At 60.3% G+C, this 25095-nt stretch carries 29 protein-coding genes; 17 read left to right on the top strand and 12 right to left on the bottom strand.

Annotation, left to right across the window (positions count from 1 at the left end):
* The first annotated feature begins 66 nt into the window (after nt 1-66).
* Complete coding sequence (locus V6M90_RS11700; RefSeq protein WP_141063301.1) at nt 67-588, top strand: DUF1003 domain-containing protein; 522 nt, start codon at nt 67-69, stop codon at nt 586-588.
* A gap of 13 nt (nt 589-601) precedes the next feature.
* Here the strand turns inward: V6M90_RS11700 and V6M90_RS11695 are convergent, their stop codons facing one another.
* A complete protein-coding gene (locus V6M90_RS11695; RefSeq protein ID WP_042945176.1) occupies nt 602-1498 on the bottom strand; it encodes a LysR family transcriptional regulator in 897 nt (298 codons plus the stop codon).
* A gap of 80 nt (nt 1499-1578) precedes the next feature.
* On the opposite strand from V6M90_RS11695, the gene V6M90_RS11690 reads away from it, so the two are divergent.
* Together V6M90_RS11690 and V6M90_RS11685 are read left to right on the top strand one after the other, a co-directional pair.
* The gene (locus tag V6M90_RS11690) at nt 1579-2280 is read left to right on the top strand and encodes a CTP synthase C-terminal region-related (seleno)protein (protein ID WP_003175681.1); all 702 of its coding nucleotides are present in this window, start codon (nt 1579-1581) and stop codon (nt 2278-2280) included.
* The gene (locus tag V6M90_RS11685; RefSeq protein ID WP_332846500.1) at nt 2277-2597 is read left to right on the top strand and encodes an antibiotic biosynthesis monooxygenase family protein; all 321 of its coding nucleotides are present in this window, start codon (nt 2277-2279) and stop codon (nt 2595-2597) included. Before V6M90_RS11690 ends, V6M90_RS11685 begins: the two co-directional genes overlap by 4 nt.
* A 90-nt stretch (nt 2598-2687) precedes the next feature.
* Here the strand turns inward: V6M90_RS11685 and V6M90_RS11680 are convergent, their stop codons facing one another.
* The gene (locus V6M90_RS11680) at nt 2688-3011 is read right to left on the bottom strand and encodes a DUF2025 family protein (RefSeq protein ID WP_003175683.1); all 324 of its coding nucleotides are present in this window, start codon (nt 3009-3011) and stop codon (nt 2688-2690) included.
* A 232-nt stretch (nt 3012-3243) separates the two neighbouring features.
* On the opposite strand from V6M90_RS11680, the gene V6M90_RS11675 reads away from it, so the two are divergent.
* The 4 genes from V6M90_RS11675 to V6M90_RS11660 all read left to right on the top strand — a co-directional run bounded on the left by V6M90_RS11675 (nt 3244) and on the right by V6M90_RS11660 (nt 7737).
* Nucleotides 3244-4371: a glycerophosphodiester phosphodiesterase family protein gene (locus V6M90_RS11675; RefSeq protein WP_003175684.1), complete on the top strand. Its 1128-nt coding sequence runs from the start codon at nt 3244-3246 to the stop codon at nt 4369-4371.
* 91 nt (nt 4372-4462) lie between these two features.
* Nucleotides 4463-4771 (top strand): PepSY domain-containing protein, encoded by a 309-nt coding sequence (locus V6M90_RS11670; protein WP_003175685.1) that lies wholly within the window; start codon nt 4463-4465, stop codon nt 4769-4771.
* Nucleotides 4772-4921: 150 nt separating this feature from the next.
* Nucleotides 4922-5941, top strand: coding sequence for a transporter (locus V6M90_RS11665; RefSeq protein WP_332846499.1), 1020 nt, complete (start codon nt 4922-4924; stop codon nt 5939-5941).
* Between the two features lie 179 nt (nt 5942-6120).
* Complete coding sequence (locus V6M90_RS11660) at nt 6121-7737, top strand: inorganic phosphate transporter (protein WP_003175687.1); 1617 nt, start codon at nt 6121-6123, stop codon at nt 7735-7737.
* Nucleotides 7738-7779: 42 nt separating this feature from the next.
* Here V6M90_RS11660 and V6M90_RS11655 read toward each other — a convergent pair whose 3' ends face one another.
* Together V6M90_RS11655 and V6M90_RS11650 are read right to left on the bottom strand one after the other, a co-directional pair.
* Entirely contained in the window at nt 7780-9093 is a 1314-nt protein-coding gene (locus V6M90_RS11655; RefSeq protein ID WP_305427694.1) for an OmpA family protein, read from the bottom strand.
* 83 nt (nt 9094-9176) lie between these two features.
* A complete protein-coding gene (locus V6M90_RS11650) occupies nt 9177-10085 on the bottom strand; it encodes a LysR family transcriptional regulator (protein WP_332846498.1) in 909 nt (302 codons plus the stop codon).
* Between the two features lie 108 nt (nt 10086-10193).
* On the opposite strand from V6M90_RS11650, the gene V6M90_RS11645 reads away from it, so the two are divergent.
* On the top strand, nt 10194-10952 hold the full coding sequence (locus V6M90_RS11645) for an SDR family NAD(P)-dependent oxidoreductase (protein WP_003175690.1): 759 nt from the start codon (nt 10194-10196) through the stop codon (nt 10950-10952).
* Here the strand turns inward: V6M90_RS11645 and V6M90_RS11640 are convergent.
* Nucleotides 10851-11363 (bottom strand): multidrug/biocide efflux PACE transporter, encoded by a 513-nt coding sequence (locus V6M90_RS11640; RefSeq protein WP_332846497.1) that lies wholly within the window; start codon nt 11361-11363, stop codon nt 10851-10853. The two genes, V6M90_RS11645 and V6M90_RS11640, sit on opposite strands and share 102 nt — an antisense overlap.
* A gap of 88 nt (nt 11364-11451) precedes the next feature.
* On the opposite strand from V6M90_RS11640, the gene V6M90_RS11635 reads away from it, so the two are divergent.
* The gene (locus tag V6M90_RS11635) at nt 11452-12306 is read left to right on the top strand and encodes a LysR family transcriptional regulator (protein WP_003175691.1); all 855 of its coding nucleotides are present in this window, start codon (nt 11452-11454) and stop codon (nt 12304-12306) included.
* Between the two features lie 66 nt (nt 12307-12372).
* On the opposite strand, the gene V6M90_RS11630 is transcribed toward V6M90_RS11635, so the two are convergent.
* From V6M90_RS11630 to V6M90_RS11615, 4 genes are read right to left on the bottom strand one after another with little or no spacing between them, the layout of a single operon-like run.
* Nucleotides 12373-13584, bottom strand: a complete 1212-nt coding sequence (locus tag V6M90_RS11630) for an RNA polymerase sigma factor (protein WP_332846496.1) — start codon at nt 13582-13584, stop codon at nt 12373-12375.
* A complete protein-coding gene (locus V6M90_RS11625) occupies nt 13581-14057 on the bottom strand; it encodes an SRPBCC family protein (RefSeq protein ID WP_003175693.1) in 477 nt (158 codons plus the stop codon). The genes V6M90_RS11630 and V6M90_RS11625 overlap by 4 nt, the downstream gene beginning before the upstream one ends.
* 34 nt (nt 14058-14091) lie before the next feature.
* Nucleotides 14092-14436, bottom strand: a complete 345-nt coding sequence (locus V6M90_RS11620) for a YciI family protein (protein ID WP_003175694.1) — start codon at nt 14434-14436, stop codon at nt 14092-14094.
* 43 nt (nt 14437-14479) lie between these two features.
* Nucleotides 14480-14884 (bottom strand): YybH family protein, encoded by a 405-nt coding sequence (locus V6M90_RS11615; RefSeq protein WP_003175695.1) that lies wholly within the window; start codon nt 14882-14884, stop codon nt 14480-14482.
* Nucleotides 14885-15028: 144 nt separating this feature from the next.
* Here V6M90_RS11615 and V6M90_RS11610 point away from each other — a divergent pair, with 144 nt between their 5' ends.
* The 3 genes from V6M90_RS11610 to V6M90_RS11600 are packed head-to-tail and all read left to right on the top strand — an operon-like array spanning nt 15029 to nt 17042.
* Nucleotides 15029-15544 carry a GNAT family N-acetyltransferase gene (locus V6M90_RS11610; protein WP_003175696.1) on the top strand — a complete coding sequence of 172 codons (516 nt, stop codon included), beginning with the start codon at nt 15029-15031 and terminating at the stop codon, nt 15542-15544.
* Nucleotides 15545-15586: 42 nt separating this feature from the next.
* A complete protein-coding gene (locus tag V6M90_RS11605; RefSeq protein ID WP_003175697.1) occupies nt 15587-15841 on the top strand; it encodes a helix-turn-helix domain-containing protein in 255 nt (84 codons plus the stop codon).
* Entirely contained in the window at nt 15834-17042 is a 1209-nt protein-coding gene (locus tag V6M90_RS11600) for a type II toxin-antitoxin system HipA family toxin (protein ID WP_003175698.1), read from the top strand. The genes V6M90_RS11605 and V6M90_RS11600 overlap by 8 nt, the downstream gene beginning before the upstream one ends.
* Nucleotides 17043-17087: 45 nt before the next feature.
* Here V6M90_RS11600 and V6M90_RS11595 read toward each other — a convergent pair whose 3' ends face one another.
* Complete coding sequence (locus V6M90_RS11595; RefSeq protein ID WP_332846495.1) at nt 17088-17570, bottom strand: GyrI-like domain-containing protein; 483 nt, start codon at nt 17568-17570, stop codon at nt 17088-17090.
* A 195-nt stretch (nt 17571-17765) separates the two neighbouring features.
* Between V6M90_RS11595 and alaC the strand changes: the two genes are divergently transcribed.
* Nucleotides 17766-18983 carry an alanine transaminase gene (gene alaC, locus V6M90_RS11590; protein WP_003175700.1) on the top strand — a complete coding sequence of 406 codons (1218 nt, stop codon included), beginning with the start codon at nt 17766-17768 and terminating at the stop codon, nt 18981-18983.
* Nucleotides 18984-19058: 75 nt separating this feature from the next.
* On the opposite strand, the gene V6M90_RS11585 is transcribed toward alaC, so the two are convergent.
* Together V6M90_RS11585 and V6M90_RS11580 are read right to left on the bottom strand one after the other, a co-directional pair.
* A complete protein-coding gene (locus tag V6M90_RS11585; protein ID WP_003175701.1) occupies nt 19059-20411 on the bottom strand; it encodes a GntP family permease in 1353 nt (450 codons plus the stop codon).
* A gap of 83 nt (nt 20412-20494) precedes the next feature.
* Nucleotides 20495-21028 carry a gluconokinase gene (locus V6M90_RS11580; RefSeq protein ID WP_003175702.1) on the bottom strand — a complete coding sequence of 178 codons (534 nt, stop codon included), beginning with the start codon at nt 21026-21028 and terminating at the stop codon, nt 20495-20497.
* Nucleotides 21029-21240: 212 nt separating this feature from the next.
* On the opposite strand from V6M90_RS11580, the gene gntR reads away from it, so the two are divergent.
* The 4 genes from gntR (at nt 21241) to V6M90_RS11560 (ending at nt 25085) form a co-directional block, all read left to right on the top strand.
* Entirely contained in the window at nt 21241-22272 is a 1032-nt protein-coding gene (gntR, locus tag V6M90_RS11575; protein ID WP_181408585.1) for an HTH-type transcriptional regulator GntR, read from the top strand.
* A 328-nt stretch (nt 22273-22600) separates the two neighbouring features.
* On the top strand, nt 22601-22840 hold the full coding sequence (locus V6M90_RS11570; protein WP_332846494.1) for a DUF6124 family protein: 240 nt from the start codon (nt 22601-22603) through the stop codon (nt 22838-22840).
* Between the two features lie 184 nt (nt 22841-23024).
* On the top strand, nt 23025-23660 hold the full coding sequence (locus tag V6M90_RS11565; protein ID WP_141063309.1) for a glutathione S-transferase family protein: 636 nt from the start codon (nt 23025-23027) through the stop codon (nt 23658-23660).
* A gap of 15 nt (nt 23661-23675) precedes the next feature.
* Nucleotides 23676-25085, top strand: coding sequence for an MFS transporter (locus V6M90_RS11560; protein ID WP_305427698.1), 1410 nt, complete (start codon nt 23676-23678; stop codon nt 25083-25085).
* Nucleotides 25086-25095: the final 10 nt, after the last annotated feature.

The raw sequence follows: 25095 nt of genomic DNA, 5'->3' as shown, positions 1-25095 counted from the left end.
ATGCGTCAGACAGGTCGCCACGGCTATAGTGAAACCCTGTCTCAATGTTGATGACCCGAGTTCGCCATGATCCCAGAAAAACCCAAAACCGCGCCTGTCGACCACCTGCGTTTCCACCGTCCGCATGCCCACCTGGCCCCCACGTTCGGCAACGACACCTTTGCGCTCAAGGCCGAAGCCTTCGCACGCTTCTTCGGCACCCCCACCTTTCTGGGTGCGCAAACGGCGATCGTGGTGCTGTGGGTGGCGCTGAACGCGACCGGCGTCACCCACTTTGATGTCTACCCGTTCATCCTGCTCAACCTGGCCTTCAGCCTGCAATCGGCGTATGCCGCGCCCTTGATCCTGCTGGCCCAGACGCGCCAGGCCGCACGCGACAAAGCCCAATCCGACGCCGACGCCCAGCACCGCGAAGCGCTGGCGATCGCCAATACCGAGCGTCAGGCCCAGGCCGAACAAACCACCAAACAGTTGCTCGAATTGCTGGAACAAAACACCCGGCTGACCGAAATGACCAAGCAACTGACGGAACACATCGACAGCCTGACGTGCGAAATGCATGAGCACTTCGTACGAAAACCTCAGTAATCCACTCCTACATTTAGACCTGGTTGTGTCCGGTGTTTAAGCGCACATGCCGCGCCAGCTCATCAAACAGCGTCACCACCGAGCGCAGTGCCCGGCAATCCGGGCGCGTGAGCAACCACAGCGCCGTGTCATGCCCGGCCAACGCAGGGCCCAGGGTTTGCAGGCGTTCATCCAGTAAAAAATCCGGCAACGCCGCCGCCCCCAGCCCGGCACGCACCAACTCGGTGACAGACAACATGCTGTTGCAACGATAGCTGGGGCGTACGCCCGGCAGATGCTCGCGACGCCAGGCGACGGTGGGGTGGTCGGGCAGGAAGTCATCCGGCGCGATCCAGGCCAGCTCGGCCAGCGCGCGGCCTGCATGGTCACGGGCGTAGTCGGCACTGGCGCAGACTTGGTACGCCACCGTACCGAGGCAACGTCCTACCAGATGCTCGGGCGGTGTCCTGGTCAGGCGCAGGGCGATATCCGCATCGCGGCGGCTGAGGTTGGCGAAATCATTGGAGGTGCTCAGCTCCAGCGTGAGCGCCGGATACTGCGGCATGAACTGCGCCAGAGCCGGCAATAACAGACCTTGCAGTACCGAGTCGGTACAGGTCAGGCGCACCGTGCCGCTGATCACTTCACCGCCCTGCTCCACCCCGATGCGCGCGGCTTCCAGGGCTTGCTCGGCGCGCTCGGCCTGCTGCGCCAGGTGGCTGGCCAGGCTGGTGGGCAAGTAACCGGCGCGGCTTTTTTCAAACAGCGTCTGGCCGAGCGCCGCCTCCAGGCGGCGTACCGCGCGAAATACCGTCGACACGTCCACCCGCAACAGCGCCGCCGCCCGCGCCAGGCTGCCGCCACGCACCAGGGCGAGGATCAGGGACAGGTCGGGGTAGTCAATTGAGTAGTGCGTCGCTGCATTGAGCATGTGGGCAAACGCCAATATTGATTGCGTGGACGCCAATCTATAGTGCGTACCAGGACACCACAAGCCATGGGATACACACAATGAACACTCGCACTGTGCACCTCGCCCTGATCGGCGACTACAACCCCGGAGTCATCGCTCACCAGGCCATTCCCGTGGCACTGGAGCAGGCCGCCGGCGCCCTGGGCCTGAGCGTGCGTCCCCAATGGCTTGACACGGACAGACTCCCCGACACCCTGCACGATTTCGACGGATTCTGGTGCGTGCCCGCCAGCCCCTACCGTGACACCGACGGCGCACTGCGGGCGATCCGTTTTGCCCGCGAACAACGCCGACCGTTCCTGGGCACCTGCGGCGGTTTTCAACATGCGGTGCTCGAATATGCCCGCAATGTAATGGGCTGGGCCGACGCCGAGCATGGCGAACTGGCGCCCGATGCCAAGCGCGCCGTCATCACGCCCCTGAGCTGCGCCTTGGTGGAAACCACCGATACCTTGCGTTTGGCGCCCTACACGCGCATTGCCGAAGCCTACGGCCACCTGGATATCGAAGAAGGTTATCGCTGTCGCTACGGCATGAACCCCGCATTCGCCAGCGCATTGCTGGAGGGCGACCTGATCCCCACCGGCCATGACTCGGCAGGCGACCTGCGGGCCGTGGAGTTGCTCGATCACCCCTTCTACGTCGCCACCCTGTTCCAACCCGAACGCGCGGCGCTCAAAGGCATCACACCGCCCCTGGCGATCGCCCTGCTCCAGGCCTGCCAGGCGCAGTCGGCATGATCGCCAAGACACCCGCCCCGCCCTACTATGCGGTGATTTTCAGCTCACTGCGCACCGACGGCGATCAAGGTTACTTTGATGCCGCCGGCCGCATGCTGGAACTGGCGCGGGAACAACCTGGGTTTCTGGGGGTGGAATCCGCGCGGGAGGATGGTTTGGGGATTACCGTGTCGTATTGGAGCAGCGAGGCGGCGATCCTGGCCTGGAAGCAGCAGGCCGAGCACCGGGCTGTGCGTGAGCAGGGGCGCTCCACCTGGTACTCGGCGTTTCAGACGCGGGTGTGCAAAGTGGAAAGGGCCTACAGCTTCAAGCGTTGAAACACTGCCTGGCAAACACCGCAAAAATGTGTGGGAGGGGCTTGCCAGCTCCCACATTTGATCCTGCATCGCTCAACCAATCGTATCCATCTAGCTCACCAAACTGCGCACCGCACTGATCTGTGGAATCTCCACCCGCCGCATATACACGCGCAACGGCTCGGTGATGTTGATGCGGTCGTCGATGTTCTGGTCGAGCAGCAACTGGATGCGCTCGCGCGACAGCGTCATGGTTTGCTCGGGGCCCGGTAGCCAGACGAATTCGGCGGTGGGGATGATGCCGTCGTCGGCCACGTCCATGCCGAAGGAGTCTTCACTGAAACGTACGATGTACTGGCCGGTCTTGCGGTTGAGGCCGACAAAACCCTGGAGTTGGTCGGCGGCCTGGCAGATAAGTTCGGACGTGATGCGCATGGTAAACCTCAATGAAAAGCCCCACAGGGACTGGAAAGATGGTTTACACGCATGGCAGAAATTACCGTCCTCTAACGGGCCGGTTTGGGGCAGGAGTATTGCAATGCGCCGCCAAAAAACCAAGAAAATTGGTGTCCGCGCACGTTAATGTCGGTTTGGTGATAGCGCCTTTCGCAAGCAATTGTTAAAAAGGAGGCCTTCTCAAAGCTACCTCCACGAAAGGACTTCGCATATGCCGGTCACGTTTACCAAGAGCGCCTTGCTGCTGGCGCTGATGCTCGGCCTGGGCCAGGCACAGGCTGCCGACCCGATCAGCCCGGCTGAACTGGCCACAAACGAAGGCATTCCCTACCCCGCCGTGATCGCCCACCGTGGCGCCTCGTACGACGCGCCCGAATCCACCGCCGCGGCCTACAAGGTCGCGCGCGACCTGGGCGCCGACTACCTGGAACTGGACCTGCAGCGCAGCAAGGACGGCGTGCTGTTCGCCCTGCATGACAACAACCTGCAACGCACCACTGACGTGGCCACCAAGTTCCCCGAGCGCAAAGACGCGCCGGCCAACGAGTTCACCTGGAAAGAACTGCAAACCCTCGACGCCGGCAGTTGGTTCAACGCCGCCTACCCGGACCGCGCGCGTCCTGGCTTCGTCGGCCTGAAGATCCTGAGCCTGGACGACATCATCAAGATTGCCGAGGGCAACCCGCAGCACAAACCCGGCCTGTACATCGAAACCAAGGAGCCCAAGCAATTCCCGGGCATCGAAGCCGACCTGAAAAACAAGCTGCTGGACAAAGGCTGGCTGAGCTCCGCCGGCTCCAAGCTCGGCAAGAGCAACACCGGCGTTGGCCAGGGTAAAGGCCGCGTGGTGCTGCAAACCTTCGAAACCGCCAGCCTCAAAGAGCTGCAGAAAGAAATGCCCAATACCCCGAAGATCCTGCTGTTGTGGGTGGGTGAAGGCAGCATCGAGCCGAAATCCAAGCAGACCTTCGCCGAATCCGGCGAGCCGACCAAGGCCGCCTACTACGCCAAACAGGAGCCGAAGGACGCCGCCGAGTTCGAAAAATGGGTCGACGACGCCAAAAGCTTCGGCGCCATCGGCACCGGCCCGTCGGCGGAACTGACCGACCATGGTGACCAGAGCTACACCGACCTGGTGAAGCCTGAAATGAACAAGCTGACCCACGACAAGGGCCTGCTGGTGCACGTGTACACCGTGGATGAACCGGTGGACTTCGAAAAAGTCATGAAGGCCGGCGTCGATGGCATCTTCACCAACCGCGCCGCCGAACTGTTGAAGTTCTACAAGCGCTGGCCGTCGTCGAGCGTGCAGGATCTGCTCAACGACTATAAGTACTAACGTGGTCGGTGGCTGTGCGCCATTAAGGATGAGTTAAGTTGCGCTGGTTAATCTGGCGCCACTTAAACAGCTCACCCAAGAAGGACACACCATGAAAACTTTGACCGCTTTGTTCGCCGCCGCTGCCCTGACCGTGACTGCCGGCCTGGCCCAGGCTGATGTTCGTCCGGACCAGATTGAAGGCTTGCTCAAATCCGGCGCCGTGATGCCTTTCGAGAAACTCAACGCTGCCGCCGTGGCCAAACATGCTGGCGCCACCATCAACGATACCGAGCTGGACTACAACAACAGCGGCGTACTGGTCTACGAAGTTGATCTGACCGACACCGCTGGCAAGAACTTTGAAGTGAAGCTCAATGCCAAGACAGGTGCTGTGCTTGAAGACAAGCTAGACACCTGAGTTGAGCCCAATAAAAACCGCGCCACCTTCGGGTGGCGCGGTTTTTTTATGGGCACCGCTAAACCGTCACATAACCGTCATACCGCCTTGCAATGATTCGCCCACGCGATCCTGTGAAACGTCCTACAGGCGCTTTCTCTGCGAGCCTCCATGAACCACAGCATTGACCACAGCCACCAGGATTCCGATCTGTTTGGCTTGCTTTACGGTTTTCGTTTTCGTCCTGGCGTCAAGGGCGAACAGATTGATTCGGCCACCGCACTCGCGGCGCTCACAGGCCCCCAGGCCCCGGAAGAATTCCTGTGGCTGCACCTGAACCTGGCCCACGCCGCCTGCGAGCGCTGGATGCAGGCGCACCTGGAGTTGCCGGAAGAATTCTTTGAAGCCCTGCATGAGGGCTCACGCTCCACGCGTATCGAACACGTCGACTCGGCCTTGCTGGCGGTGGTCAACGACGTGGTGTTCAACTTCAGCAGCATGGTCTCGTCCGACATTTCCACGCTGTGGGTGTGCGCCCGCAGTCGCCTGTTGATCAGCGCGCGCCTGCAACCGCTGCACTCGGTGGACAAGTTGCGCTCGTCGGTCAAGGCCGGTGAACACTTCCGCTCGCCGCTGGAACTGCTGGTGCACCTGCTGCGCGACCAGGGTGAAGTGCTGACGCAGATCGTGCGCAAGACCAGCATCAGCGTCGACCATATCGAAGACCAGTTGCTGTCCTCGCGCCTGTCCACCAACCGCGCCGAACTGGGCGCGGCACGCCGGGTGCTGGTGCGCCTGCAACGCCTGCTGGCGCTGGAGCCGGGCTCACTGCTGCGCCTGCTCAATCGCCCGCCGCAATGGCTGCAAAAGGAAGACGTGAAGGAGCTGCGCAAATCCACCGAGGAGTTCGCGCTGATCATCAACGACCTGACGGCCCTGGGCGAGCGCATCAAGTTGTTGCAGGAAGAGATCGCCGCCAACCTCAACGAGCAAACCAACCGCACCCTGTTCACCCTTACGGTGGTGACGGTACTGGCGCTGCCGATCAACATCATCGCCGGTTTCTTTGGCATGAACGTGGGCGGTGTGCCGCTATCCCAGGATCCGGAGGGCTTCTGGATTCTGGTGGCGTTGGTCGCGACGTTTACCTTGATTGCCGGGCGCTGGGCCTTTCGCAAATTCTCTAATTGAAATGCGGTCGACTGTGGGAGGGGCGGTGCGACGATTCGACTTGCTCCCTCCCACAGGGTTCTGCGGTGTTTTTTAGACCAGCGACATAGCCGATTCCACAAACACTGATCTATCGCAGCATCTTTGTAACATTCTGCAATGACTATGAACGACATCCTTCATTACCTGGATGCTCCGGCATGGCTACCCCTTCCCTGACTGCCTCCACCCACACCTCGACTGCCAATCCCAAACCCAGGCTGGACAAGAAACCCGGGCTGGTCACTGTGATCATGTTCTTCGCCGTGCTCGCCATGGGCCTGTTGTTCACCGCCTACAGCCTGATGCACGACATGAAGGAGCTTGGCACCGTGGTCACCACCTGGACCCCGTTCCTGCTGCTGGGCGTGGCGCTGTTGATTGCCCTGGGGTTCGAGTTCGTCAATGGTTTTCATGACACCGCCAACGCCGTAGCGACGGTGATTTACACCAACTCGCTGCCGCCGCATTTCGCGGTGGTGTGGTCGGGCTTTTTCAACTTCCTCGGCGTGCTGCTCTCCAGCGGCGCGGTAGCGTTCGGCATCATTGCCCTGCTGCCGGTGGAGCTGATTTTGCAGGTCGGCTCCTCGGCCGGGTTTGCGATGATCTTCGCCCTGCTGATCGCCGCGATCCTGTGGAACCTCGGCACCTGGTGGCTGGGGCTGCCGGCTTCGTCGTCCCATACGCTGATCGGTTCGATCATCGGCGTGGGCGTGGCGAATGCCCTGATGCACGGGCGTGACGGCACCAGTGGTGTGGACTGGAGCCAAGCGATCAAGATCGGTTACGCGCTGCTGCTGTCGCCGCTGATCGGCTTCGCGTTTGCCGCCTTGCTGTTGCTGGCCCTGCGCGCCTTCGTGAAAAACCGCTCGCTGTACAAGGCCCCCAAAGGCGACACCCCGCCGCCATGGTGGATCCGCGGCATGCTGATCGCCACCTGCACCGGCGTGTCATTCGCCCACGGTTCCAACGATGGGCAAAAAGGCATGGGCCTGATCATGTTGATCCTGGTCGGCACCCTGCCGATGGCGTATGCGTTGAACCGCACCATGCCGGCCGAGCAGTCGTTGCAGTTTGCGGCGGTGGCGGAAGTGACCCAGGTGGCGTTGATGAAAACCGCGCCGCAGGCGTTGCCGGGTGATCCGCGGCCGATCCTGTCGACCTACGTGCGCACCAAGGAAGCCACCCCGCAATTGGTACCGGCCCTCGCCGCCCTCACCGGGCATATCGGTGAAGAGGTAAAAGGCTACGGCTCCCTGGCCAAGGTCCCCGCCGAAGCGGTCGGCAACGTGCGTAACGACATGTACCTGACCAGCGAAACCATTCGCTTGATGGACAAGGGCAAAGTCGGCAATTTCGACGCCGACACCCAAGGCAAACTGCAACTGTTCAAGCAGCAGATCGACAACTCCACGCGCTTTATTCCGCTGTGGGTGAAGATCGCCGTGGCCATCGCACTGGGCCTGGGCACGATGGTCGGCTGGAAGCGCATCGTGGTCACCGTCGGCGAGAAAATCGGCAAGACCCACATGACTTACGCCCAGGGCGCTTCAGCGGAAACCGTGGCGATGCTGACCATCGGCGCGGCGGATATGTATGGGTTGCCGGTGTCGACCACCCATGTGTTGTCGTCCGGTGTGGCGGGAACCATGGTGGCCAATGGCGGTGGGTTGCAGATGCGGACCATCCGCAATTTGTTGATGGCCTGGGTGCTGACGTTGCCGGCGGCGATTTTGCTGTCGGGTAGCCTGTACTGGCTGTTCACCAAGCTGTTCTGACCCGACGAAGAATCAACGGTGGGAGCACGCTATATCCCACCTTTACGGTCGCAAACCAAACTCCACCACGACTTCTACACGCCGATCAGATGACAAACAACTGGACATATCGGCAGGGGCCAGTCCCGCAGGACATTCAGCACGCGTTTGCGCGACACCGCGGCCCACGATGCTCTTGTTGTCCTCACTCAGCGGCACCAGTATCGAGCCCAGGTACTGGCTGACGCTGAGGGCGCGGCGCCTGGACAATTCGAGGTTGGTATCACCCTTGGCTTTCAATGGCTGTCGGTCTGCGTAGCCGGTAATCGAAGCTTCGACCACAGATAAGCCAGATGTTTTTGCAAAAGCCCGTAGCTGCCGCCGAAACTCATTGATCTTGCGTTTGCCCAAGGCTGTAGGCTCGGCGCCATTGCTTTCAAATAAGGAGCCCGCCTCCAGGTTCAGGCACGCCTTGTAAGACACTGAGCGACGCGTCTTTACGTCCAGTACTTTCAGAACGCTGACACCTTGTCGATCCAGTTCAAGCCGCGCAGCCGGCTCTCCCGATGTTTTAGGCCCTACTATTTCGATCAGGGTGCGCTCACCAAACCCATTCCACAGCACATTAACGTTATGGACAATGTTGTTGTCGCCACTGTCGCCGGGACACCCCAGCACCTGAAGCCCCAATGTGCGTGCCGCCGTCGTCAGCGTTTTGTAATTCTCATCACTGAGCACCAGCGAAACGCTCTCTTGCCTGAACCCCAGCTTTTTCATGTTGACGTCAATCAGCGCGTTAATAAATGACATGGCCATCAACGGGGCGACGGCCAGCGCCATTGCAAGTATGAACCACCTTACGTTTTCGCGTTGTTGTATGTGCACAGGGTCCGAACTTGGATCCAGTGGCGTCCACTTGATGGTCACCAGAAAAAGCATGAAGCCACTGGCCAACGGAATAATGATGACAAATACATCCTCAAAAAAAATAGCCAACAGCACTAATATAGCTACGAAAAACAAACTGGCAATGGGCATCAACCAGACTGAGTAGTCGTATTTTAATTCAACTTCCTCATCAGCCGTCAGCGCCCTGCCTTCAAGCTCTATAGCCTTTCTTTCCTTCACTTTCTTATATTCTTCATGGGCCAGATGGCCACCGTAAATAATAAAGAAGCCCAATGAAATCCAGAACAGATACAGCACGCCAAACCCAATAGCCAAGAAGATGAAAACCAAGCTATCGCTCAATGTTAAACCTACCGGAAAAAAACCAATTCTCATGCAGTAAATAAGAACAACAAGGACACCCACACCGAGCAGGCACTTAGCGAGCAGCGACGCTACACCATTGAACTTATCAATATTATTTGACACGTACTCTTCCATCCTTGGTGATTAAATATATTGCCTGAATCTATCTGTATCGCGAAACGGGGCCGAATAATAGCCAAGCGCCATCACCCTGTCGACGCTATATTCTCTTTCAACGTGTCGGCCATCCACTCTATGAACACCCGCACCCGCAGCGGCAGATGTCGCTGGCCGGCGTAGAGCAACGACACGTTCAACGGCGGAGCCGAGAACCCCGGCAGCACCGCCACCAACTCGCCGCTGGCCAGTTCTTCAGCCATGCCCAGGGCCGGCGCCTGGATAATCCCGAAGCCGCCCAGGCATGCGGATTTGTACGCGTCGGTGCTGCTGACCGTGACGCGCCCGGCCATGGGGATACGTTGTACTTTGTTGCCCTGCAGGTATTCGAACCCCGCCGAGCGTGAGCCCAGCGGGCGTACGTAATGAACCAGGTGATGGTCGGCCAAGTCCGCCAGGGTCTGCGGCACACCATAGCGCTCCAGGTAGGTCGCGCTCGCGCAATTGAGCAGCGGCAGGCTACACAGTAAACGCGCCACTACTGTCTGGTCCGGCTGTGCGCCGACGCGCAGCACGCAATCAAACCCTTCGGCGAGCAGGTCGACCTGGCGGTCGGTGGTGCTGATTTCCAACTCGATCAACGGGTGCGCATCCATGAACTGCGGCAGGCGCGGCAGGATCAAATCGCGCGCCATGACGTTGGGCATGTCCACGCGAATCCGCCCGGTCAACTGCGCTTCGTCCTGACGGAACAGGCCTTCCAGTTCGTCCATATGCGCCAGCAAATCCTTGCTGCGCTCATATATAACGCGCCCGTCCTGGGTGGCTTGCACCTTGCGTGTGGTGCGTTGCAACAAGCGCGCACCGAGCAGTTCTTCCAACGCCTGCACATGCTCGGACACTGTAGAGCGCGGCAGGCCCAGGCTCTCGCCGGCCTGGGTAAAACTCGACAGTTCGGTGACGCGTACAAAGGTGCGCAGCAATTCAAGTTTGTTCATGGGATTGTTCGCCTTATCCGGCCAGTGATTCCGGTTCTGCTCTGTTTATCACGTAACAAGCGGACAAATACACTCAGTCCCACGCTCACATCTGAAGAGGACTGCACCATGACCCGTAAAATCGCACTCATCACCGGCGCCAGCCGTGGCCTGGGCAAGAACGCCGCACTGCACCTGGCCGCACAAGGCGTTGACATCATTGGCACTTACCACAGCAAGGCCGATGAAGCGCAGGCCCTGGTGGCACAGATCGAACAGTTGGGTGGCCGCGCCGCCATGCTCAAGCTGGACGTCAGCCAGAGCGCGACTTTTGGCGATTTCGTCGGCGACGTGGCCGGCGTGCTGAAGGATGTTTTCGCACAGGATCACTTCGATTTTCTGATCAACAACGCCGGTATCGGCATTCACGCCAGCTTCGCTGAAACCACCGAGGAGCAGTTCGATCAACTGGTGGCGATCCAATTCAAGGGGCCGTTTTTCCTGACCCAACAGTTGTTGCCGTTGATCCGCGACGGTGGCCGCATCCTTAACGTCTCCAGCGGCCTGGCACGCTTCAGCCTGCCCGGTTACGCGGCCTACGCGGCAATGAAAGGCGCGATGGAAGTGCTGACCCGCTACCAGGCCAAGGAATTGGGCGGGCGTGGCATCAGCGTCAACATCCTCGCTCCCGGCGCCATCGAGACCGACTTCGGCGGCGGCGCCGTGCGCGACAACGCCAGCCTCAACACGATGGTCGCCAACAACACCGCCCTGGGCCGCGCCGGTTTACCGGATGACATTGGCGGGGCCATCGCCAGCCTGTTGGCCGACGGCAGCCACTGGATCACCGGCCAACGGATCGAGGCTTCGGGCGGTATGTTTTTGTAGGAGCTTTTCACGCAGCACGTCATAGCCCCAGTGATACACATAGGTGTACGGCAGGAAGAACAGCAGTACGCCGATGTCGAGGATAAACGCCTGCAACAGGCTGATCTTCAGCCACGCCGCGATCAACGGCACGCACACCAGGATCAGCCCGCCTTCGAACAGCAACGCATGGAGCACGCGGGTCCAGGCGTTGTTGGTCAGTTGCAGGCGCGCCTTGAGGCGGTCGAACAGGCCGTTGAAAATCACGTTCCAAGTCAACGCCATCAGGCTGATCGCCAGGGTGACCATGCCCATCTCCAGCGCGGGCTTGTCCATGATCCACGCCAGCAGCGGCGTACAGATCAACAACGCCAGGGCTTCGAAACCGATGGCTTGGCACACGCGTTCAGTGAGGGATTTGCTAGGGCTCATGACCCGTCTCCGTGAGTGAGGAAGGTTGCCATCATTACCCTTTGACTCGATACTTCATAACCAATAACCATCGATCAAGGCGATAGTCATGGCCTCTCACGAAGTGCTGCAGGCATTTGTCCAGGCGGCGACGCAAGGCTCGTTTTCCGCGGCGGCGCGCACATTGGGCAAGAGCCAGTCCACCGTCAGCGCAGCGGTGGCCAGCCTGGAGATTGACTTGGATGTGCTGTTGTTCGACCGCAGCAGCCGCAAGCCGACGCTCACCCCGGCCGGCCATGTGCTGCTGCAACGCGCCGAGCACGTGCTGGAGGCCAGCAGCCGCCTGGCGCTGGCGGCGAGTCAGTTGGCCCAGGGCCTGGAGCCGAAGCTGACCATCGCCATGTCCGATACGTACCAGTCCGACCGTTTCGAGCGTGCGCTCAGCGCGTTTGAACAGCGCTATCCGGACCTTGAACTCGAATGTTTGATTGCCGAGTGCGAAGACCTGATCGCCCTGGTGCAGAGCGGCCGGGCACAGATCGCGTTTATTGAGCATCAGGAGGTTTACCCGCCGGACCTGACCTGCGCGACCGTGGATGAGCGCACGGAAATTGCGCTGTTCGTGTCGCCGAAACACCCGTTGGCGGCGCTCAAGTCCATCACCGCACACGCCCTGCAACAACACCGCGAGCTGCGCCTGGCCAGCATCATCAACCCCAACGAAACCCGCGCCAGCGGCCGCGTCTGGTCGGCGCCCAGTTACCTGATGCTGATGGAGATGGCGCAACTGGGATTCGGCTGGGCACCGATTCCGCGCTGGCTGGTGGAGCGATTTGGCGGCGGGCAACTGGTCGAACTCACCGCACGCAGTTGGCCGCGGTCGGTGGCGGTGGATGCACTGTGGTCACGCCACCATGCACCGGGGCCGGCGGGGAGTTGGTTGTTGGGCAAGATGTTGGAGTGACGAGCACTGCCCTTCCTGAGAATACAGATCAAGCTCCCTCCCACAGTTTGATCTGCCTTGACTGGGCTACTGGAGTTCGGCGAGACGTTGCTGGAGAAAGCGCTGTTCCGGGGCCTGTCGGGTCAGGGACAGGGCTTTTTCGTACGCTGCGCGCGCGTCTTCAACCCGTCCCAACCGCCGACAGAACTCGCCGCGCGCCGAGTAAGCCAAGTGGTAATCGAGCAACTCGCCGCGCGTCAGAATCGCTTCCACCTCTAGCAGCCCCGCCAACGGCCCATCGCGCATGGCCAGCGCCACCGCGCGGTTCAACTCGATCACCGGCGACGGCTGGACCCTGAGCAATACATCGTAGAGCCCGACAATCTGCGGCCAATCCGTTTGCCCTGCGCTCGGCGCCTCGGCATGCACCGCCGCAATTGCCGCTTGCAGGCAGTAGGGGCCGAAGCGGCGTGTCGTCAGCGCGCGTTCCACCAGCGCGCAGCCTTCAGTAATCAAGGACGCGTCCCACAACAAACGGTCCTGTTCATCCAACAACACCAGTTCGCCACTGGCCGAGGTACGCGCCGCACGGCGGGATTCGTGCAGCAGCATCAGCGCCAGCAGGCCCATGACTTCCGGCTCCGGCAACAACTCCATGAGCAAGCGCGCCAGGCGAATGGCTTCGCCGGTAAGTTCTTCGCGGGTGAGGTCGGCACCGATGGACGCCGAATAACCCTCGTTGAACACCAGGTAAATCACGCGCAATACGCTGTCGAGGCGCTCTGGAAGCTCAACCAGCGACGGCACTTGATAGGGGATTTTCGCCTCGCGGATCTTGCCCTTGGCCCGCACGATGCGCTGGGCGATGGTGGTGGGCGTGACGAGAAACGCCCGGGCGATTTCCTCGGTGGTGAGGTCGCAGATCTCACGCAAGGTCAACGCCGCCTGGGCATCGGCGGCCAGTGCCGGGTGGCAGCAGGTAAACATCAGGCGCAGGCGGTCGTCTTCCACGTCGTCAACGCTCCAGTGCGCCGCTTCCAATGCGTCGGCCTGCGCCTGCAACAGCGGGGTAAACCGCGCCTGGCGGCGCAGGCGGTCAATGGCCTTGAAGCGCCCGGTAGAGACCAGCCAGGCGCGGGGGTTGCTTGGCATGCCGTCCTGCGGCCAGCGTTCGACCGCGACGAAGAACGCCTCGTGCAGGGCGTCTTCGGCGAGGTCGAAATCCCCCAGCAGACGGATCAGGGTGGCGAGCACGCGCCGCGATTCACTGCGGTAGATCGCCTCGATCTGCGGCGTCAATCGCGCAGGTCCTCGGTCACCAGCTTCACCAAACGGTCGAGGCTCTGACCCCAGCCGTCGTGAAAGCCCATGGCTTCATGGGCCTGCTTGTCCTCGGCACTCCAATGCATGGCGCGGGCGGTGTAGAGGGTCTTGCCGTCCTGCTCCTGGAAAGTGACCTCGGCGCTCATGAAGGGTTTGCCCGAGGGGATCCAGCCCGGCTTGAACGCATCGGTGAACACCAGCCGGTTGGGCGCGTCGATCTCCAAAAACACGCCCTGGGTCGGGTACTCGCTGCCATCCGGCGCGCGCATCAGAGTGCGAAACAGCCCACCGACCCACAGGTTCATTTCGCACTCGGGGGTGGTCATGCCGTGGGGGCCCCACCATTGTTGCAGCAGCGTGGGGTCGGTCCAGGCGCGAAACACCCGACTACGCGGTGCGTCGATCAGTCTGCTGATGGACAGTTCAAATTCGGCAGGTTGCAGGGACATGGGATAAACCTCCTGATTATTGGGTTTGTTGTGCTCAGAGATTCAATTCGCGCACCGGGCGCACTTCCACACTGCCGACCCGGGCAGCCGGGATGCCAGCGGCTACCTGGATCGCTTCGTTGAGGTCCTTGGCCTCGATCAGGTAAAAGCCGGCGAGCTGTTCCTTGGTTTCGGCAAACGGCCCGTCGGTGATCGACAACTTGCCGTTGCGCATACGCACGGTGGTGGCGGTGCTCACCGACTCCAGCGGCTCGGCCGCGAGCATGCGCCCGCTGGCCTGGATGGCCTGGGCGTAAGCGAAACATTCAGGGTCGGCAGGGCTGTCGGGCGAGGTGTGCAGCACCTGTTCGTTGCTGTAGATCAGGCACAGGTATTTCATGGTGTTCTCCGTTTTCTGAACTCATGACTATAGTTCGCGATGCTCAAGGTTTCAGGTCGAACAGCGCGGTGCCTTTCTCCATGTCGAACGGTGCCGACCAATGCTCATGCACCACTTTCCATTCACCATTAAAACGCTGATAACCGGCGGTGACGCGCATCCAGCAAGTCTTGTCGCCACCGCCGCAGTGCGCCAGCCAGTGGGCAAATGCGCTGTCCTGGGCCTGCACAATGCGCAGTTCGTGGAACTCGAAAATACCGGGGCCCGGGCAATGCTCCATGCACGCCTCCCAGTGTGCACGGTAAGCGGCCTTGCCCTTGAACTGCAGGGCGGTCACGGCGTCGAACGAGACGATATCGTCGGCGTAATAGCTGACAATCCTGTCGATATCGCGGGCCAGTACGGCATGTTTCCATTGTTCGATCAGGGTGTTGATTGCAGTGCTCATGGCGTTGACTCCTGGGATGGAAAATCATGGAAGACACCCTTAGTCGAACGCGCCGTGGACGAATCGACAGAGCACTGAAAAATAATTTCGCCCCCACCAAACCCGATAGACTGCGGCCTTACTTGCAGCCGCTCGGCCACTCCCATGCACACCCGCCTAGTCGCCTACGAAACGCTGACCGCCGTACAGAAACAGCAGGTCAGCGCCCTCGAAGTCCACCCTGAACAGTTGCCGTTTTGCGGCGATATGTATTGCACCCTCAATAGCCTGTTGGCCAAACCCAGCCCCGGCGTCAAAGGCTTTGCGCTGCTGGCCGGCGACCTCCCCGTGGCCTTCCTCCTGCTCAAACGTCCGCCGTGCCTGCCCCATTGGGCCGATGAGCACAGCGCCACGCTGCATGCCTTGCAGGTGGATCGCCGCCAACAAGGCCGTGGGTTCGGCAAGGCGTGTCTGCAGGCGTTGCCGGCGGTGGCGCTTGAGGCCTGGCCGCAGATCAAGGCATTGGAGTTGTCGGTGGATACGGACAATGTGGCGGCGATGGGCTTGTATCTGGGGCTGGGGTGGGTGGATTGCGGGGAGGCTTACAAAGGGCGAGTTGGCTATGAGCGGCGTTTGAGCTGGGTGTTTGGTCGGGCCACCGTTGACACTGACGCGATGTAACGTATATATGACTTAACCTATTAAAAGTAACGAATACGTAACATGGATACCTCCGTTATTACCCAACGACTCGGCCATCAAATCCGCGCCATGCGCCTCAACCGCGGCTATAAACAGGCGGACCTGGCGAAGCTTGCGGGCATTACCCGGCAGAAACTGATTGAAATTGAACAAGGAAGCCCCTCGGTTTCCATGAATGCTTACGCCCGTGTGATGGCGGCCTTGGGCAGCGAGGTCAAATTGGTACCCGTGACTCTGCCGACGCTGGAGGAATTAGAGGATTTGTTCGATGAATAGCCCAACGCTCCGTGTGCGTACCCCTCAAGGAGACAGCGGTAGTGTGTTGCTCAGCGCTGACGACTACCTGTTTCGATACAGCGACTCAGCAAAGGCACAAAGCGCAGTAAGCCTGTCTATGCCTGTTCGAACGGAGGAGTATCGTCGCAGAGACCTTCATCCCATCTTCCAGATGAACCTGCCGGAAGGCTACGTTCTGGAGCAATTGCGCAATCGCCTCGCCAAAACGATGAAGGTCGACCCGATGCTGTTACTGGCATTGTCAGGCAGCAGTGCGCCGATTGGCCGAGTGTTCGTATCCTCTGAGCAAGTGAACGGATTACTCCAACGCAACAGCCCCTCGACCACAGGCGAGAACCTGGACGAGATTCTCGCCTGGGACGGTGCGCAAGATTTGTTCGCCGACTTGGTGGATCGCTACATTTTGCGGGCAGGCATTTCTGGTGTGCAGCCCAAAGTGCTGGTGCCGGAAAAACCACAGACACCCGAGCAGAAATTCACCTCGAAAACAGACGACCTGATTATCAAGAGCGGTCGCGACGAGTTTCCGGGGTTGGCCATCAATGAATACCTGTGCATGTCCATTGCCCGGGATGCAGGTCTTCCGGTGCCGCCGTTTTACCTGTCGAAGAACCACAAACTGTTCATTATGCGGCGCTTTGACCGAGACGAGCAGCTCAACCCGTTGGGCTTTGAAGACATGACCACCCTGATGGGTCTGTCTGCCGAGCAGAAATACAGCAAGAGCTACGCCGCCATTGCCAAGGCCGTGCGTGTGTTCTGCGCCCCGGCACATCAACGCAGCTCACTCGCTCAATTGTTCGATAGCGTGGCGCTGAGCTGCATCGTGGGCAATGGCGATGCACATCTGAAAAACTTCGGCGTGCTCTACAGCGATCCAGTGCAATCGGATACGCGACTGGCGCCTGCCTACGACATTGTAAACACCACCGCCTACATCCCCGAGGATGCACTGGCGTTGGACCTGAGCGGAAATAAATCCCTATTCGCCTCGCGCCTTGGCATCCTCGAATTTGCCAAAACCTGCGAAGTCGACAATCCTGAAACCCGCATCCAGGCGTTGCTCCAGACGCTTGAAGTCGTGCTCAAGCGCGAAGACGACTACTGCCGGTCAGCGCCTGAAGTGGCAAAAGCCATACGGCAATCGGCTGAGGTCTACCAACGCAGCTTTGGCGGCTGACGCGCCTCTTCAGGCGCCGGCAAGCCAGCGCCTGCATGAGGGCTGTCAGCCCCTCTCCCCCACCGGCAACCAGATCTCGACCGTTCCCGTGCCTTTGTGCACATCAAAATCGGCACTGTAGCGCTCGAAATCCGCTCCCATCACCTTGTAGCCCGAGTGCGGCAACCACTCGAACATGATGCGCTCGTAGGTCTGTTCCAACGCCTGCACCGGGCCGTGATGCGCGAACACGGCATAGTTGAGCGGTGGAATTTCGATCACTTCAAAGTTGCTCGGCACAGCACTTTTGGCCGGGACTTCCACGCCGGCCATGTAATCGAATTCGCCGTGGTGGGGGTTATGGCAAACCCCATAGGTGACACCGCCGACACGTTCTTTGATGTCTTTGCTGCAACGGTCGAACAACTCCCACAGCTGTGGAATATCGCCGATGGTGGCCTTCGAATAACGACCTTTTACCCCGGCGATCACCAAGGCCTTGCCTGCTTCCATGCGCGGCTCGAGCGGTTGTCTTGTCTGCTGATCCATACGAACAGTCTCCTTCTTATGAGGGAACAAACCCGGATCGAGTATAGGGGCATTTGCACACGCTGCTCCAAGCAGAAAATTTTCCTACGCATCTGGACAACTGGCCATCATCGACCGTATTGTCTGCCCCGCAGGCCACCGCAGTGGCCGACGTCGCTCGGACGGTTCCGGGCGCTTACGTACTTCGAGGCAACAATGGCCGACCAAGGTTCGCCGCGCCGCTTTGCGCGCATCGATCGACTCCCCCCTTATGTATTCAACATCACTGCCGAGCTGAAGATGGCTGCGCGTCGGCGCGGCGAAGACATCATCGACTTGAGCATGGGTAACCCCGACGGCGCCACGCCGCCGCACATCGTCGAAAAACTTGTGCAAGTGGCCCAGCGTGAAGACACCCACGGCTACTCCACGTCCAAAGGTATCCCACGGCTGCGCCGCGCGATTTCGCGCTGGTACAAAGACCGTTACGAAGTGGACATCGACCCCGAGACCGAAGCCATCGTCACCATCGGTTCCAAGGAAGGCCTGGCGCACTTGATGCTGGCCACCCTGGACCAGGGCGACACCGTGCTGGTGCCCAACCCGAGCTACCCGATTCACATCTACGGTGCGGTGATCGCCGGCGCGCAGGTGCGTTCGGTGCCGCTGGTTCCGGGCGTGGACTTCTTCGCCGAGCTGGAGCGGGCGATTCGTGGCTCGATCCCCAAGCCGAAAATGATGATCCTCGGCTTCCCGTCCAACCCCACCGCGCAGTGCGTGGAGCTGGATTTCTTCGAGCGGGTGATTGCGCTGGCCAAGCAGTACGACGTGCTGGTGATCCACGACCTGGCCTACGCCGATATCGTCTACGACGGCTGGAAAGCCCCGTCGATCATGCAGGTGCCCGGCGCCAAGGACATTGCGGTGGAATTTTTCACCCTGTCCAAGAGCTACAACATGGCCGGCTGGCGCATCGGTTTCATGGTGGGCAACCCGGAACTGGTCAACGCCCTGGCCCGCATCAAGAGCTACCACGACTACGGCACCTTCACCCCGCTGCAGGTGGCGGCGATTGCGGCGCTCGAAGGCGACCAGCAGTGCGTGAAAGACATCGCCGAGCAGTACCGCCAACGCCGCAATGTGCTGGTCAAGGGCCTGCATGAACTGGGCTGGATGGTCGAGAACCCGAAGGCGTCGATGTACGTGTGGGCCAAGATCCCGGAGGCGTATGCCGCCATGGGCTCGCTGGAATTCGCCAAGAAGCTGCTGCTGGAAGCCAAGGTGTGTGTCTCGCCGGGCATCGGCTTCGGCGAGTATGGGGATGATCACGTGCGCTTTGCGCTGATCGAAAACCAGGACCGGATTCGCCAGGCGGTGCGGGGGATTCGCGGGATGTTCAGGGCGGATGGGTTGGCACCAAAAACTGGGGCCTAACTCGGTCAAAATGTGGGAGGGGACAAGCCCCCTCCCACATTTGATTGCATTCCAACATTTGTCTGGTGGTGTGGCTTACACCACCAACGACAGCAGCATGATGAAGATCAACGCCACGATCGACAGAATGGTTTCCATCGCCGTCCAGGTCTTGAAGGTCTCGGCCACAGTCATGTTGAAGTACTGTTTCACCAGCCAGAACCCCGCATCGTTGACGTGAGACAGGATCAACGAACCCGCCCCCGTCGCCAGCACCAGCAATTCGCGGTTGACCCCAGGGATCATTCCCACCACCGGCACCACAATGCCCGCGCCTGTGATGGTCGCCACGGTCGCTGAACCGGTGGCCACACGAATCACCGCCGCCACCAGCCATGCCAGCAAGATCGGGTTGATCTGCGCGTTCACCGCCATATGGCCGATCACGTCGCCCACGCCGCTGGTCACCAGCATCTGCTTGAAGCCGCCCCCGGCGCCAATGATCAGGATGATCGCGGCGGTGGGTGCCAGGCTGGCGTCGAGCAGCTTGAGGATCTGCTTGGCGTGGATGCCCTGACGGGTACCGAAGGTGTACAGCGACAGCAACAGCGCCAGCAGCAAGGCGGTGATCGGGTGACCGATCATGTCCATCCAGTTGCGCACCACGTTGCCTTCGGCGAACGCGATGTCGGCAAAGGTTTTGAGCAGCATCAGGAACACCGGCAACAGCACGGTGACCAGAGTAATGCCGAAGCTTGGCAGCGACTTGTTATCGGTCTCGCGGGCCAGTTGGTCGACCAGCTCCTGGGACGGATTGCCGGGGATGTACTTGGCGATGAACGTACCGAAGATCGGGCCGGCGATGATGGCGGTCGGCAGTGCGACGATCAGGCCGTACAGGATGGTCTTGCCGATGTCCGCGCCAAACACGCCGATGGCCAGCAGCGGACCCGGGTGCGGCGGCACCAGGCCGTGCACCGCCGACAGGCCGGCGAGCAGCGGGATGCCGATCTTGATCAGCGACACGCCAGTGCGGCGCGCAACGATAAACACCAGCGGGATCAACAGTACAAAACCGATCTCGAAGAACAGCGGGATGCCCACCAGGAACGCGGCAAACATCATGGCCCACTGCACCTTCTCCTTGCCAAAGGCGCGGATCAGGGTCTGGGCGATCTGATCGGCACCGCCGGACTCGGCCATCATCTTGCCGAGCATGGTACCCAGCGCGAGGATGATACCGACAAAGCCGAGCACCCCGCCGAAACCGTCCTGGAACGCCTTGATGATCTTGTCCACGGGCATGCCCGAGGTCAGGCCCAGGAAGCCGGCCGCGATGATCAACGCAATAAAAGGGTGAACCTTGAACTTGGTGATCAGAACGATCAGTCCAATGATGGTGACGACTGCATCTAACAGCAGGTACGACTCGTGGGACATGCCAAACATGGGGGTCTCTCCTGTTTGTTGTTGTTATTAAAGCGGGTGTTGAACTTCCTGCCGGGGACAGCGCTATCTTTTCCGGCAAAAAATTAATGAGTTGGTTCAAAGCCGTGCTTGAGCCACCAGGCGTTGGTTTGCCTGGCCAGTTCCTCGACGCTGTCTTCGCTGGCGTTGAGGGCCAGGGTCAGCGGCTCGCCCTTGGGCGATTCGAGGGTGGCGAACTGGCTGTCTATGAGGCTTGCCGGCATGAAATGGCCGGGGCGATGGGACACACGGTCCGAGGCCACTTCACGGGTCAGTTCCAGAAAGACGAAACCCAGGCCCGGCGCGGCTTCACGCAGATGGTCGCGGTATTTTTTCTTCAGGGCCGAGCAGGTGAGCACCGGATGTTCACCGGCTTCAAGAGAGCGGCGCAGTTCATCGCAGAGGATGTCCAGCCAGCCGGCGCGGTCGTCGTCGTTGAGGGGGTGGCCTGCGCTCATCTTTTCGATGTTGGCGGCGGGGTGGAAGCTGTCGCCTTCAATGGCAGTGGCGCCGTTCAGCCGGCACAGGGCCTCGCTGACACTGGTCTTGCCGCAGCCGGCGACGCCCATGATGACCAGGGCGGTAACAGGTTGACTCATGAAACACCTCAAGACGCAGATAGCGCTACCTTTGCATGCCCTAAGGCGAGTGCAAAAACAGGCTTTTCCCGCGCCGTCTTGTCATTTTTATGGAGTGACGCGTGCATCCGCTCCAATCATTTGAACCGAGTCAGGCAACCCAAAGTTCAATAATTTGCAGCCATTTGGAGACAGCGCTACCTTAGTGCCTCGATTTTTGTTTGGCAAGCCGCCTGATGACCTCCAAGAACGATAAAAATACGCGCACCACGGGTCGCCCGACCCTCAATGAAGTCGCCCGTCTGGCCGGCGTCAGCCCGATTACCGCTTCGCGCGCCTTGCGCGGCATCAGCACCGTGGCCGTTGAGCTGGTCGAAAAAGTCCAGCACGCCGCCGCCGAACTCAACTACGTGGTCAACCCCGCCGCCCGCGCCCTGGCCTCGGCCCAGAGCCATTCGGTGGTGGTATTGGTGCCGTCGTTGTCTAACCTGCTGTTTATCGAAACCCTCGAAGCCATTCACCAAGTGCTGCGCCCAAAGGGCTTCGAAGTGCTGATCGGCAATTTCCACTATTCGCGTGATGAAGAAGAAAACCTGCTGCGCAACTACATGGCTTACCAGCCGCGGGGGTTGCTGCTGACGGGCTTCGATCGCACCGAAAGCGCCCGACGAATGGTCGAGGCCAGCAACGTGCCCTGCGTGTACATGATGGACCTGGACCCGAATGCGGGCGTGAACTGCGTGGGTTTCTCGCAATTGGCCGCGGGCGAAACAGCGGCGGCGCATCTGCTGTCCCGTGGGCGCAAACGCCTGGCCTATATCGGCGCACAACTGGACCAACGCACCTTGCTGCGCGGCGAAGGGTTCCGCCGGGCGCTGCAACAGGCAGGCAAGTACGACCCGGCGCTGGAATTGCTGACGCCGCGCCCTTCTTCCGTGGGCCTGGGCGGTGAGCTGTTCCTGCAACTGCTGGCCGCGCATCCGGATGTGGACGCGATCTTCTTCGGCAACGACGACCTGGCCCAGGGCGCGCTGCTGGAAGCCATGCGCCACGGCATTAACGTACCCGAGCGCGTGGCGGTGCTGGGCTTCAACGACTTGCCCGCATCGTCATTCATGGTGCCGCGCCTGAGCAGCATCAGTACTCCACGGGAGGCGATTGGTCGGCGTTCGGCGGAGCACTTGTTGACGATCATGGCGGGCAACAAGATCGCCAAGCCGGTGGTGGACATGGGGTTTGAGTTGCAGGTGCGGGAGAGCACCTGAACTTCAATAGGTAGGACGCCTGTAGGACCGGGCTGACATTGCAGTAAGCGCCTTGCTCCACTGCCTACGCATACGTCAGAATCCGCCGGCTTGTGCGCCTGGGTGGCGGTCTTTAAGGTTTGTCGGTCGCTGAATTTTTCGGTGATCGGGTTTAGTAGCCCGACTATTGGTCACTCTTAGTGCACGAGCCTTTTCTGTTTTATGGCGGCTGTGCGTAGGGCATCTTCGGATGCGCCGGCTTTGAGTGTCCACCGGTCTACTAACCTGCGTACAGCTGCCACCCATTGTTTAGTAGCGATACGGTGAAGGCTCCTATCAGGATGCTCTAATGATCAAAGAAATCGATACGCCGCTAACCACCCTCTTCACCGTCATTCCCGATGTCTCCACCGAAACCCTGCTGATCAACAGCTACGAAACCGTGTGTTCCGTCAGTACCTTGTTGCTTGACCTGTCCAATGACCTCAGTGGTAAACAGCGTGATGTTGCATTGGCCATTCATCAACTGAGCGAGCTGTCCGTCTTGCTGGTCGGCAAAGCCATGGACCAACATACACCGCGCTGTTGAGACCTTTACTCGGTCATAATGTGGGAGGGGGCTTGCTCCCGCTATAGGTAATCCGCACCGCTATCGGGAGCAAGTCGAATCGTCGAACAGCCCCTCCCATATGTTCAACCGTGCCCACTTGAGATATCGCGCAGCTGCCTATCCCCTGCTAGATTGATCATTTTCCAAATGCCAGGGAACCACCATGGGCCACTCACTGAAAATCCTCGGCCGCACCTCCTCCATCAATGTGCGCAAAGTACTCTGGACCTGCCTCGAACTGGGCATCGATTACACGCACCAGGACGACTGGGGCATCGGCTTCAAACCCACCCAATCCCCCGAATTTCTCGCGCTGAACCCCAACGCGCAAATCCCGGTGCTGATCGACGACCATGGCGTGCTGTGGGAATCCAACACCATCTGCCGCTACCTCGTCGGCCTGTACCAACGTTATGACCTGCTGCCTGCCGAACCCGCGCCACGGGCGCGGGTGGAGCAGTGGATGGACTGGCAGGCCACCGAACTCAACCCGTCGTGGGGTTACGCGTTCCATGCCCTGGTGCGCCGCAACCCCGACTATCAGGACCCGCAACGCATCAAGGCAGGTGTACATGCCTGGAACGACAAGATGGGCCTGCTGGAACAACAGCTTGTTCGCACCAATGCCTACGTAGCCGGCGAGGAATTCACCCTGGCCGACATCCTCATCGGCCTTTCGGTGCACCGTTGGCGCATGACCCCCATGGAGCATCCGCCCTACCCCGCCATCGCAGCCTATTACGAACGCCTCAGCCAACATCAAGGCTTCAAGACCTTCGCCCTCGACGGCCATAACTGACTGAGCGTTCCCGCCATGCCCGCACTCTCTGCCACCGACGGCATCGACCCCATCCGTGCCGCCCATATCAGCGCCCGCATCGATCGTCTGCCCGCCGTCGCCACCGTCTGGCGCCTGGTGGCGCTGTTGTCGATCGGTGGTTTTTTCGAGCTGTATGACCTGTTCCAGACCGCCTATATCAGCCCCGGCCTGATCAGCGACGGGATCTTCCACACCGGCAGCGAAGGCGTGTTCGGCTTCTCCGACCAGGCGGCGTTCGCCTCGGCGACCTTTCTGGGCCTGTTCCTCGGCGCGAGCCTGCTCAGCCCGATTGCCGACCGCTTCGGGCGCCGGGCGATCTTCACCTTTGCGCTGATCTGGTACACGGTCGCCACGGTGCTGATGGGCATCCAGACCTCCGCCCTGGGCATTATCTGCATGCGTTTTTTGGTGGGTATCGGCCTGGGCATCGAACTGGTGACCATTGACGCCTACCTCTCGGAACTGGTGCCCAAGCGCATGCGCAGTTCGGCGTTTGCCTTTGCGTTTTTCATCCAGTTCCTGTCGGTGCCGGCAGTGGCGTTGATGTCATGGTGGCTGGTGCCCCAGGCGCCGTTCGGGGTTTCCGGCTGGCGCTGGGTGGTGCTGAGCAGTGCGGTGTTTGCGCTGTTTATCTGGCAACTGCGCAAGCGCTTGCCGGAATCACCGCGCTGGTTGGCGCAAAAAGGCCGCTTTGAAGAAGCCGGGGCGATCATGGACAGCCTGGAAACACGCTGCCAAAAGGATCATGGCAAACCGCTGGATAAACCCGAACCGGAGGCCGTCAGCGTGCAGGGCAGCGGCCGTTTCGCCGATATCTGGCAGCCCCCGTACCGGCGCCGCGCGCTGATGCTGATCGTGTTCCATGTATTCCAGGCCATCGGCTTCTTCGGCTTCGGCAATTGGCTGCCGGCGCTGCTGTCGGGTCAGGGCGTGAGCGTGACCCACAGTTTGCTCTATGCCTTCATCATCACCCTCGCCTACCCGTTGGGGCCGTTATTGTTCGTGAAGGTGGCCAACCGCTTTGAGAACAAGTGGCAGATCGTCGGTTCGGCCATGGGCGCGGTGATCTTCGGCAGCCTCTTCGCCCTGCAAACCACGGCGGTAGGTCTGGTGGTGTGTGGGGTGATGATCACCTTCTGCAATGCCTGGCTGAGCTTCAGTTATCACTCGTACCAAAGCGAACTGTTCCCCACCAATATCCGCGCGCGGGCGGTGGGGTTCTGTTACTCGTTCAGCCGCTTGTCGACGGTGTTCAGCAGCCTGTTGATCGGTTTTATCCTCGAACACCTGGGTACGCCAGGCGTGTTGGCGTTCATCGCCAGCAGTATGCTGATCGTGATGATCACCATCAGTTGGTTCGGGCCGCGTACGCGTAACCTGGCGTTGGAAAATATTGCTCATTGACGGCAAGGCT

Origin of the sequence: Pseudomonas lactucae (assembly GCF_036688725.1) — a bacterium.
GTDB classification, from domain to species: Bacteria; Pseudomonadota; Gammaproteobacteria; order Pseudomonadales; family Pseudomonadaceae; genus Aquipseudomonas; species Aquipseudomonas lactucae.
Note: the sequence above shows the minus strand (reverse complement) of the source record. Positions and strands in the feature narration are given on the sequence as shown.

Coding starts and splice junctions, on each gene's coding strand:
- V6M90_RS11640 (WP_332846497.1), bottom strand. CDS start 11,363: ATGAGCCCTAGCAAATCCCTCACTGAACGCGTGTGCCAAGCCATCGGT.
- V6M90_RS11700 (WP_141063301.1), top strand. CDS start 67: ATGATCCCAGAAAAACCCAAAACCGCGCCTGTCGACCACCTGCGTTTC.
- V6M90_RS11620 (WP_003175694.1), bottom strand. CDS start 14,436: ATGAAATACCTGTGCCTGATCTACAGCAACGAACAGGTGCTGCACACC.
- V6M90_RS11605 (WP_003175697.1), top strand. CDS start 15,587: ATGGATACCTCCGTTATTACCCAACGACTCGGCCATCAAATCCGCGCC.
- V6M90_RS11675 (WP_003175684.1), top strand. CDS start 3,244: ATGCCGGTCACGTTTACCAAGAGCGCCTTGCTGCTGGCGCTGATGCTC.
- V6M90_RS11645 (WP_003175690.1), top strand. CDS start 10,194: ATGACCCGTAAAATCGCACTCATCACCGGCGCCAGCCGTGGCCTGGGC.
- V6M90_RS11670 (WP_003175685.1), top strand. CDS start 4,463: ATGAAAACTTTGACCGCTTTGTTCGCCGCCGCTGCCCTGACCGTGACT.
- V6M90_RS11565 (WP_141063309.1), top strand. CDS start 23,025: ATGGGCCACTCACTGAAAATCCTCGGCCGCACCTCCTCCATCAATGTG.
- alaC (WP_003175700.1), top strand. CDS start 17,766: ATGGCCGACCAAGGTTCGCCGCGCCGCTTTGCGCGCATCGATCGACTC.
- V6M90_RS11650 (WP_332846498.1), bottom strand. CDS start 10,085: ATGAACAAACTTGAATTGCTGCGCACCTTTGTACGCGTCACCGAACTG.
- V6M90_RS11600 (WP_003175698.1), top strand. CDS start 15,834: ATGAATAGCCCAACGCTCCGTGTGCGTACCCCTCAAGGAGACAGCGGT.
- V6M90_RS11635 (WP_003175691.1), top strand. CDS start 11,452: ATGGCCTCTCACGAAGTGCTGCAGGCATTTGTCCAGGCGGCGACGCAA.
- V6M90_RS11580 (WP_003175702.1), bottom strand. CDS start 21,028: ATGAGTCAACCTGTTACCGCCCTGGTCATCATGGGCGTCGCCGGCTGC.
- V6M90_RS11595 (WP_332846495.1), bottom strand. CDS start 17,570: ATGGATCAGCAGACAAGACAACCGCTCGAGCCGCGCATGGAAGCAGGC.
- V6M90_RS11560 (WP_305427698.1), top strand. CDS start 23,676: ATGCCCGCACTCTCTGCCACCGACGGCATCGACCCCATCCGTGCCGCC.
- V6M90_RS11625 (WP_003175693.1), bottom strand. CDS start 14,057: ATGTCCCTGCAACCTGCCGAATTTGAACTGTCCATCAGCAGACTGATC.
- V6M90_RS11615 (WP_003175695.1), bottom strand. CDS start 14,884: ATGAGCACTGCAATCAACACCCTGATCGAACAATGGAAACATGCCGTA.
- V6M90_RS11690 (WP_003175681.1), top strand. CDS start 1,579: ATGAACACTCGCACTGTGCACCTCGCCCTGATCGGCGACTACAACCCC.
- V6M90_RS11585 (WP_003175701.1), bottom strand. CDS start 20,411: ATGTTTGGCATGTCCCACGAGTCGTACCTGCTGTTAGATGCAGTCGTC.
- V6M90_RS11695 (WP_042945176.1), bottom strand. CDS start 1,498: ATGCTCAATGCAGCGACGCACTACTCAATTGACTACCCCGACCTGTCC.
- V6M90_RS11610 (WP_003175696.1), top strand. CDS start 15,029: ATGCACACCCGCCTAGTCGCCTACGAAACGCTGACCGCCGTACAGAAA.
- V6M90_RS11660 (WP_003175687.1), top strand. CDS start 6,121: ATGGCTACCCCTTCCCTGACTGCCTCCACCCACACCTCGACTGCCAAT.
- V6M90_RS11665 (WP_332846499.1), top strand. CDS start 4,922: ATGAACCACAGCATTGACCACAGCCACCAGGATTCCGATCTGTTTGGC.
- V6M90_RS11570 (WP_332846494.1), top strand. CDS start 22,601: ATGATCAAAGAAATCGATACGCCGCTAACCACCCTCTTCACCGTCATT.
- V6M90_RS11680 (WP_003175683.1), bottom strand. CDS start 3,011: ATGCGCATCACGTCCGAACTTATCTGCCAGGCCGCCGACCAACTCCAG.
- V6M90_RS11685 (WP_332846500.1), top strand. CDS start 2,277: ATGATCGCCAAGACACCCGCCCCGCCCTACTATGCGGTGATTTTCAGC.